Below are 3,609 nucleotides of genomic sequence, written 5' to 3'. Positions count from 1 at the left end.
ATACCGAACACGGAAGTTAAGCTCTCTAGCGCCGATGGTAGTTGGGACTTTGTCCCTGTGAGAGTAGGACGTTGCCAGGCAATTTGAGACGAGTCAGTATGACTCGTCTTTTTTGTGTTTATCTATCTGTTGGCAATTTTTCATTGTATTTTTCGGGGCCCTCTTCAAAATGAGAACTTTTCCTTTTTTTAACTCTTTTCAGTTCTGTTATACTGATATGTAGGCCTCAAGAAATATACATTTGATAGAAAGGTAGTATAGGATGAAGAAAATGAGTATTATTATTGTAATAGTTTTCCTTCTTCTAGTTATTATTTATGGATTGGTCGGGAATTATTTTTACAACTATGCATTAAATGCAAAACAAGAAAAAGATTTTTTAGAGGGAAACCCTCATTTGAAGAAAAGTGTAAATGTATCAGGAGAAGTATTAGCAGCGGATAAAGTGAAAAATGCTGAGTTCGTATCACAACATCCACCAAATACATTATCGATACGTTCTTTTGATAATCTGCAATTAACTGGCTATGAATATCGTAATCAAGAAACAAATCATAAATGGTCAATTGTGGTTCATGGATATAATGGCAGAGCATCAGGGATGACAAAATACATTCGTCACTTCTATGAAAAAGGTTATAGTGTAGTAGCACCTGATCTTCGTGGTCATGGAAATAGTGAAGGTAATTATATTGGTATGGGTTGGCATGATCGAAAAGATATTCTGTTATGGATTCAGGAAATTCTGAAGAAAGATCCACAAGCCGAAATTGCTTTGTTTGGTATTTCTATGGGGGGCGCAACTGTCATGATGACTTCAGGAGAAGAACTACCAGCCAATGTAAAAGTCATTGTAGAGGATTGTGGTTACTCATCTGTTATGGATGAATTTACGTATCAGCTAAAAGATCTATTTCATTTACCAAAATTCCCAGTGATGAATGCGGGTAATACAATAACTAAATTACGAGCCGGATATGATCTGAATGAGGCGTCAGCTGTTAAGCAAGTTGCGAAAAGTAAAACACCAATGTTGTTTATTCATGGAGATGCGGATGCATTTGTTCCTTTTGAAATGTTAGATGAAGTGTACAATGCGGCACATGTAGAAAAAGAGAAATTAATTGTGCCAGGTGCGGGGCATGGTGAAGCGGAACAAATAGACTCGAAGAAATATTGGCATACTGTATGGGGATTTGTTGAGAAGTATATTCCTTCATCTCTGTAAGTTTAGATAAAGAATCTTTCGCTCTTAGCAGCGAGAGATTCTTTGTTTTAAAATAAGGGTATTGAGTTCTCTTATCCACTGTAGTTGAATTAGAATAGCTCTTTTAACCGTTTTATTGCAGAGTGAACTGTAAGTCTATGAAATGAAACTAATTTATTCTTGTAGATGACTCCATAGATACCGTAAGGAGTAGGTGAAAGTTTCAACAATTCTTCTCTATTTTTTATGTCGATAATTTCTGCGTGAATACCCAATTGCTTTGCTGCCCTAACAACATTATTGGTTGATACATCTACAAATGGACACTGCTGGGTACGGAGGATTGTTAAGTCTTTAAAGGGCTTAAGTCGCTCATCCCAATCTTTTGGAAAATATGGATCAGGTGAATGTCCAAATTTGTAAACAAGTAACTCAAATCCATAAGGTGCATAATCTATTTCTCTAAAATTATTCTTTATAAAAACGTCTTTGCTGGGAGTCCAAGAAGTGTTTGGATTTGTAATGACAATAACACCATCTTTATTTTGTTCCTTAGCATCCTCTATGCTTTTATTAATTAATTTTGAGGCATACCCTTTTCCAGTAACATTTACCCATAAGCAATGAATAACTAAATAATGTTCACCATATACAACTCTCGAAGAATATTCAATAGGTGTATATTCAATAAACCCTGCTGGTTTGTTATTCTCCATTATTTTTATATATTTTAACCCTTCATTGAAGCTTCCCATAAGCCATTTGTTTTTATTGATGTAACCTGTTGAAGTTGGCTTGCTGCGAAGACAATAACAACTCCCATCATTTATATTCTCTTTGTCTAACTCTACTAGCTCAATTTGTTTCAATATATTTCTCCCCCCACAACTTGTCGATATTCTTATTCACCTATTCTGTTCTTAAAGGGAATAACAAATATTTATTATTTAGTAAATTCTGACAAACTGAGTTTATCATAGCTTGCTTCCGTTGAAAACCGATAGCTTTCCACAATCATTTTACTAACATTCTTATCGTCATTTCGATAAATGTTCATTGTATATGATTAGAAGTATCCAATTTACTAAAGTTAATGTTAATTTAGAACAAAGTCCGGTTATTTCTAAAATAGATACGATGCTCTACCCCTTTGGATATGGTAATCTAAAGGGGTATTTTTATAGTGAAAAGAAACAGAACGGCTGATTTTGAGTGACAATCAGTTGTTTCGTTAAAGGGCTGGTTAGTTTAATAACATCAGTAACTTTATTCAAAAATAAATGCTGTAAATAATGAAAATATAAAAAACTTTGCGAGAGAAATAATATCTAAATGATTAAAGGGAGGAAGAATTGTGGTCAATAACGTAAGAGCAAGAAGAATAATTTTAGATTTAGCAGTTACTTTAGATGGTTTTATTGAAGGGAAAAATGGGGAAGTTGATTGGTGCATCATGGACTCTGAGATGGGATTTATTAATTTCTTAAATCAAATTGATACTATTTTATATGGAAGAAAAAGCTACGATCTATGGGGACAATTTACTCCAGAAATTGAAGATACTGAAAAAGAAATTTGGGAATTAGTTCATAGTAAAGAAAAATATGTGTTTTCCAGAACACAAAAGGGAACTGATAATAAAGCGATATTCATAAATGATAATATTTTTGAAGAAGTAAATAAATTAAAGAATAAGCCTGGTAAAGACATCTGGCTTTATGGCGGAGCGAGTCTTATTACAACTTTTATCAATTTAGGGCTTGTTGATGAATTTAGATTATCTGTTCACCCTGTTATTTTGGGAGAAGGGAAACCATTGTTTATTGATATAAAACAGAGGTTGAATTTAAAAATGGTTAATACAAGAACGTTCTCCTCTGGCGTTGTGCAACTAATTTATCATTTGAATGGGAATTAGTAATATTGCACACTCCAAAGATAAAATAAATATCATTAGGAAATACTCGATAGTAATTGTCACTTCTTCAACAATAAGGCGCGATTCTTGAATAACAATAGGTAGAAAATGATTAAACTTTTTTATAAAAAGCCAAAGATGATTCTTCTTATTTATCATAAAATAAGGGTTTGCAGGGTATTTTTGCTCAAACTTTATTTCAAAGCTACAGTTAAGAAGGAAAATCGAATTTTATCAAAAAAGGTATTGCTTTTATAATAATAAGTGTGTAATATAGTAAAGGTCGCTGATGCGAAAGAGCAGAAAGCGAAATGAAAAACTTAGTTGACATTGAATGACTGAGATGTTAACATAAGGGAGTCGCAAATGAGCGACGGATAAGTTCTTTGAAAACTGAACGAAACAAACAACGTGAAACGTCAATTTTTATTTATGATGCTAGACAAACTTTATTGGAGAGTTTCATCCTGAGCCAGGATCAAAC

3 protein-coding genes and 1 rRNA gene are annotated in these 3,609 nt (G+C 33.3%); 3 read left to right on the top strand and 1 reads right to left on the bottom strand.

Going from position 1 to position 3,609, the window contains the following annotated elements; genetic code table 11:
* Positions 1 to 80, top strand: a 5S ribosomal RNA gene (rrf, locus tag Q9306_RS24795); the annotation flags it as partial.
* Positions 81 to 262: 182 nt separating this feature from the next.
* Positions 263 to 1,228 (top strand): alpha/beta hydrolase, encoded by a 966-nt coding sequence (locus Q9306_RS24440; RefSeq protein WP_306203226.1) that lies wholly within the window; start codon positions 263 to 265, stop codon positions 1,226 to 1,228.
* 89 nt (positions 1,229 to 1,317) lie between these two features.
* On the opposite strand, the gene Q9306_RS24435 is transcribed toward Q9306_RS24440, so the two are convergent.
* Positions 1,318 to 2,076 (bottom strand): GNAT family N-acetyltransferase, encoded by a 759-nt coding sequence (locus Q9306_RS24435; RefSeq protein WP_306203223.1) that lies wholly within the window; start codon positions 2,074 to 2,076, stop codon positions 1,318 to 1,320.
* A 485-nt stretch (positions 2,077 to 2,561) separates the two neighbouring features.
* Here Q9306_RS24435 and Q9306_RS24430 point away from each other — a divergent pair, with 485 nt between their 5' ends.
* Entirely contained in the window at positions 2,562 to 3,125 is a 564-nt protein-coding gene (locus Q9306_RS24430) for a dihydrofolate reductase family protein (RefSeq protein ID WP_306203220.1), read from the top strand.
* Positions 3,126 to 3,609: the final 484 nt, after the last annotated feature.

Source organism: Bacillus multifaciens (assembly GCF_030756675.1).
Lineage (GTDB): Bacteria > Bacillota > Bacilli > Bacillales > Bacillaceae_G > Bacillus_A > Bacillus_A multifaciens.
This window is presented reverse-complemented; position numbering and strand designations above follow the sequence as displayed.

Excerpts from the sequence above, each read along its gene's own strand:
- Q9306_RS24440 (WP_306203226.1), top strand. The coding sequence starts at position 263 with ATGAAGAAAATGAGTATTATTATTGTAATAGTTTTCCTTCTTCTAGTT.